General features: G+C 45.4%; 4 protein-coding genes and 1 pseudogene. 3 read left to right on the top strand and 2 right to left on the bottom strand.

Going from position 1 to position 5,185, the window contains the following annotated elements:
• The first annotated feature begins 84 nt into the window (after nt 1-84).
• Both DCC82_RS08995 and DCC82_RS08990 read left to right on the top strand, forming a co-directional pair.
• Nucleotides 85-813, top strand: a complete 729-nt coding sequence (locus DCC82_RS08995) for an NAD-dependent deacylase (protein ID WP_097354425.1) — start codon at nt 85-87, stop codon at nt 811-813.
• Nucleotides 810-1,685, top strand: coding sequence for a fructosamine kinase family protein (locus DCC82_RS08990; RefSeq protein ID WP_097354424.1), 876 nt, complete (start codon nt 810-812; stop codon nt 1,683-1,685). The genes DCC82_RS08995 and DCC82_RS08990 overlap by 4 nt, the downstream gene beginning before the upstream one ends.
• 69 nt (nt 1,686-1,754) lie before the next feature.
• On the opposite strand, the gene DCC82_RS08985 is transcribed toward DCC82_RS08990, so the two are convergent.
• Nucleotides 1,755-2,297 carry a DUF4871 domain-containing protein gene (locus DCC82_RS08985; protein WP_097354423.1) on the bottom strand — a complete coding sequence of 181 codons (543 nt, stop codon included), beginning with the start codon at nt 2,295-2,297 and terminating at the stop codon, nt 1,755-1,757.
• 25 nt (nt 2,298-2,322) lie between these two features.
• Entirely contained in the window at nt 2,323-4,710 is a 2,388-nt protein-coding gene (locus tag DCC82_RS08980) for a penicillin acylase family protein (protein ID WP_097354422.1), read from the bottom strand.
• Between the two features lie 191 nt (nt 4,711-4,901).
• Here DCC82_RS08980 and DCC82_RS08975 point away from each other — a divergent pair.
• Nucleotides 4,902-4,994 (top strand): annotated as a pseudogene (locus tag DCC82_RS08975) (spore coat protein CotJC); the annotation flags it as partial.
• Nucleotides 4,995-5,185: the final 191 nt, after the last annotated feature.

Raw genomic sequence — 5,185 nt, 5'->3', positions numbered from 1 at the left:
TAATTTTATTATTCAGCCACTTCATCCCGATGACTAAAGTCACGGGCTTTCGTAGCAGTTATTCTTGTAAAGGAGAGGAATAACATGATTGCTTCATGGCTAACATCATCGCGCCACGCCGTAGTCTTGACAGGAGCGGGCATGTCCACGGAAAGCGGACTCCCTGACTTCCGTTCGGCTAAGACGGGTTTATGGAATCGCTTTAATCCGCAACAATTAGCAAGCACCTACGCTCTTGAACATCATCGTGAAGCATTTATCGAATTTTACCAATACCGTATCCGTACATTGCGATCGTGTAAGCCGCACGAAGGACATGCCATTTTAGCCGATTGGGAACGGCGCGGGCTGATTAAACAGATCATTACGCAAAATGTGGACGGCTTTCACCAGCAAGCAGGCAGCCTCCATGTCATTGAACTGCATGGCTCGCTGCGGACGGTCCACTGTCAGCGATGCGGAAACACATTAGACAGTGAAGTATATCTTCGCAACCAATTTGAGTGCGACTGCGGCGGTTTTTTGCGGCCTTCCGTCGTCCTGTTTGGAGAAATGCTTCCGGAAGACGCCATTGAACAAGCATGGCAGGCGGCGCAAAAAGCCGATTTATTGATCGTGCTTGGTTCTTCTCTTCAAGTATCGCCCGCTAATCAGCTGCCGCTTGTTGCCAAACGAAACGGTGCGAAAGTCGTCATTGTAAACTGGGAGCCGACGGAATTGGATGACATAGCGGATATCGTCATTCATGAGCGGAAAATCGGAGACGTCCTGCGCGACATTGATCGTGAGCAGAAAGCGGGGAATGATGGATGAAAACGGAAACGATTATCATTGAGGCGCTTCAACACATCGGCGATTCATCGGCCATCTTGCAATACAAACGGGTATACGGCGGAGATATTAACGAGGCGTTTTTCGTCCAAAGCGAGCGGCAGCCGTACTTTGTGAAAATCCGCCATTCCCTTCCGCCTCGCTTTTTCCAATGCGAAGCGACAGGGCTTGAGACGCTTCGCAAGGAGAATGCCATCAACGTTCCTTCTGTTTATGGCGTCAAAGAAACAAATGACTATGGCTTTCTTATTCTTGAATGGGTTGAAGGAGAAGAAACAAGCAAGACCGCGGAACAACTCGGCTATGCCGTCGCACGTCTTCATCAATGTTACGGTCCTTCGTTTGGGTTTGTGGAAGACAACTATATTGGGCTATTGCCCCAAAAAAACGGATGGTATGAAAACTGGGTCGACTATTACCGAGAATGCCGCCTGCTTCCGCAAATCGAACTTGCCGAACAAAAGGGGCGAATGCCAGCGCGCAGAAGAAACAAGCTGGAGAAGCTCCTTGCTTCTCTTGAACGATGGCTTCCTGAAACGTGCTCCCCATCTTTACTGCACGGCGATCTTTGGGGCGGAAACTGGATCGTTGGCGCAAACGGCGTTCCGTATTTGATTGATCCCGCTGTATTTTACGGACACTATGAATTTGAAATCGCCTTTACCGAACTATTCGGCGGATTCCCTAGCCGCTTTTATGAGGCATATAACGAACTCATGCCGCTTTCTTCCGATTATCACGAACGAAAACAATTATATCAGCTTTTCTATTTGCTTGTGCATTTGAACTTATTCGGGGAAACATACGGAAGTTCAGTCGACCGCGTTTTGCGGCGGTATGTTGGCGACAACTAGCTGGTCTTTCTGGTAAACACAAACATCCTTTCCCTGTTCAATTGGGAAAGGATGTAAATACGAAATAGATCATTTCACTTCGATAACCACATAATCCAAAAACGCATCTCCCAGATAGACAAGCAATGCCCACTTGCCTGGTTCGCTCAGCCTCATATTGGATGGCAAATGGGCGTCCGCTCCGTTATTTGGACCTCCCGGAACGTTCGTTGTCCAAACGCTGATCCCATCTTGCATTAACGCAGGAGCGATGTCTTTACTTCCTTCTTTTACGGCAACTATTGTCAACTCTCCTTTTGGAATGGATTCTCCCCAGAAATGCCACATGTATTTATCGATTTTATTGGCGATAAACGGCGCATCGATAAAGCCGACTTTATTAGGCACTCCCCTCATTCGATAGCCCCCTGATCGAAAAACAGGGCTTACTTTCCAATCAATATTGTTTATGATCGTTTCCTTTACTTTCACTGGGGCTTCTTTCCACCTGCTTATCCCTTTTTCTTCCTCTTTTTTAGATTCATATCCTTGTATCTGTTCGTTTTCTTCTTTGCTGCATGCGGATAAAGAAAAAAGGATGGCTGCGATGATGAAATAGTGGATGAATCTCATTGAACCACTTCCTTTTAACTGGACCTTATTTTTTCGGTTTTAAAAGCAGCGTATCCCTGCTTTCCACTTTCCCTAACGTTGTCACATGATAGGTTCCATTCACCCAATCATCGATTTGGTCGTGGTACCAGCGGCTGCGAAAATGGCCAGCCTGGCCAGGACCGACAATATGATAACCATGTTCGATATCACTGATGTCGATGACAAACCGCCATGAAGCGCCATGGTTGACAATGCCATCATTCGTAAAGGATGCCGCTTGCACCGTTACTTGGCTTCCGTCGACAGGAATCGGCTTTTCCCGATTCAAGAAAAATTTCAATAGCGGGGATGAATTGGACATTGGATGCGCAAAGTAGAGTTGGTGATAATCCCCCCATTTCCACTTAGATGGATCGTCGCCGTATTGCTTCTGCAGCCGTTCGGTGACATGATGCAATGAGGTCGATAATACACGGGCAAACCCGCCGTTTTCCGTAAACCACGGTGAGTCGTCTCCGTTTGCCGCCTTGCGAATTAATTCATCGACAACCGCCTGTTTTCCTTCAAACAACTTATCGATTTCGGAAGGAATATCTTTCTTGAATAACACATTAGGAATTTCTTTCATCCAAAGATGGAAAATAAGCGGCGCGGCATCGTCTTTACGGTCGACATAATCCCATTGCCGCAGCTGTTCAATCGCCTTTTTATCGATTCCTTTTAATGATTCATTGGCTAATGCCTGCAAGAAAACCGGCACAAACTCTTCCGCCCATAAATTTTTTTGATCCATTTGCAGCGCTTTCATATCTTCGATCGTGAGATCATTTTTGCTTTCCAGCACTTGTGCGATTCGCATGTAACGGTACGGCTGCGCCCAATGATGGCTGATATGGTGCGGATAGTCGTCACCAATCACTTTATTATTTGCCGTGGCGATAAACCCTTTCTCTGGATTCACAGCGCGTGGCAGCTCGTCAAAAGGAATAAACCCTTCCCATTCATATTCATCCGTCCAGCCTGGAACTGGAAGAAGGCCGTCTCCTTTTTTGCGAATCGGTATTTTCCCATTCGCTTTATAGGCGATCGTTCCGTCTTTCGCGGCAAACACAAAGTTTTGCGTCGGGGCGTGGAAATGTTCGAGCGCTTCTTCAAACTCGTTCCAATTTGTTGCTTTGTTTATTTCTAAAATTGCTTGAAGTTCGGTTGATGGGTCTAACGCGGTCCAACGGAGGGAGAAAACGGTGTTTTCTTTTGATTCATATGCAAAATCAGAAATAACTGGACCGTGGCGAGTGATCGTCACTTCATATGGAATCGTTTTGCCACCCTTTACTTTAATCGGTTCTTTGACAACCGTCGCGTCTTCCCACTTTCCGTTATACAAAAACTGATGTTTGTTGTTTGGATTTCTTTTTTCGATATACAAATCTTGCACATCCGGCCCTGTATTCGTCACTCCCCATGCTACGTGTTCGTTATGTCCTAAAATGATGCCGGGAATTCCTGCGAAAATAACGCCGCTAACGTTAACCGTCGGGGCTTGTAAGTGCATTTGATACCAGATCGATGGGGTGCTTAGCGATAAGTGCGGGTCATCCGCCAAAAGAGGTTTTCCGCTTTTTGTTTTCTTGCCGCTGATTACCCAGTTGTTGCTGCCGTTAAACGCCGGCGGGATGACAGCGGATGCAAACGCTTTTTCAACGGACAGTTGTACATCTTTATATGCTTGCAAAATCATTGGGGCATCTTTCGGATAGGAAGGAAATAAGTCATACGCTTTTTCTTTCGGAAGGTTTGCAAGCGCCCAATAGCGAAACGCCTGCCCTTGCCAGTGGCCGCCTAAGTCAAAGGCCATATACTTTCCAATCGTTAGTGAATCAATCGGAGTCCATTTTTCCGGTTCATAGCCGAGCAGCCGAAATTCAATCGGCAGCTTTCCTTCTTTTTTCGCAAACGCTATATACGCGTTCACTCCGTCCGCAAACGCTCGCAGCACACTTTTCATCTCTTCGCTATACGCAGCATAAGACGCTTCTGCGGCGCGGCGCAGCCCGAGCGTACGGAAAAATTTATCGCGTTTGACCGTTGCCTCGCCAATGACTTCGCTCAATTGACCGGAGGCCTGCCGTCTGCTTAAATCCATTTGAAACAGACGGTCCTGCGCCTGAATAAAACCTTGCGCAAAATATAAGTCATGCTCATTTTTTGCGGAAATGTGCGGAACACCGTTTTCATCCCGAACGATTTTCACTTCTGCCATTAATCCCGGTGCAGAAAGCTCTCCCTTTGTTTGCGGAAGCGAGTGATTGATGTAACCGTTTGCAAACATCACGCCTCCTGCCGCAATCATGAAAATAGCGGCTAACGCACTCCATAATACCGTTTTCCACCGTTTCCGCTTCGCCTTCGTGCGGACGACCGTTTCCATCTAATTCCTCCTTTCCCTTGTACTAAAAATATATTACCGCACAAAATAAAAAAAAACCTCTTTTTGCCACGAAAAATATTTTTCAGAATAACAAGACATTCAACATGATAAACATAATTGCTAAAAGTTAATAAACAAATAAAGAACCTATAAAGCTTTTTTCAATATTCTAACTTACGCACATTTTAACACAGGATGCACTAAAATTTTTACGAGAACGAGAGATTGTGCATTCTCAAAGATTTAGAGAGGCTTTGGCACTAAAAAAAGGTGAAACCATCTAGTCCATTAATCACTGTTACGTCTTTTTATGTAAAATAAAAATCTTGATAGTAACGACAAATGTATAAGATTTATTTTTTAGTTAGCATAATTTACATTGTGTTGCACTTAAAACTATATAACTGTAGATGAGCAAATTCACTGACATAAATTGACAACTAAACAAAAAAGGAGACATGAACCGGACTCCTTG

Origin of the sequence: Geobacillus sp. LYN3, assembly GCF_003064505.1 — a bacterium.
GTDB lineage: Bacteria > Bacillota > Bacilli > Bacillales > Anoxybacillaceae > Parageobacillus_B > Parageobacillus_B toebii.
This window is presented reverse-complemented; position numbering and strand designations above follow the sequence as displayed.

Excerpts from the sequence above, each read along its gene's own strand:
- DCC82_RS08980 (WP_097354422.1), bottom strand. The coding sequence starts at position 4,710 with ATGGAAACGGTCGTCCGCACGAAGGCGAAGCGGAAACGGTGGAAAACG.
- DCC82_RS08990 (WP_097354424.1), top strand. The coding sequence starts at position 810 with ATGAAAACGGAAACGATTATCATTGAGGCGCTTCAACACATCGGCGAT.
- DCC82_RS08995 (WP_097354425.1), top strand. The coding sequence starts at position 85 with ATGATTGCTTCATGGCTAACATCATCGCGCCACGCCGTAGTCTTGACA.
- DCC82_RS08985 (WP_097354423.1), bottom strand. The coding sequence starts at position 2,297 with ATGAGATTCATCCACTATTTCATCATCGCAGCCATCCTTTTTTCTTTA.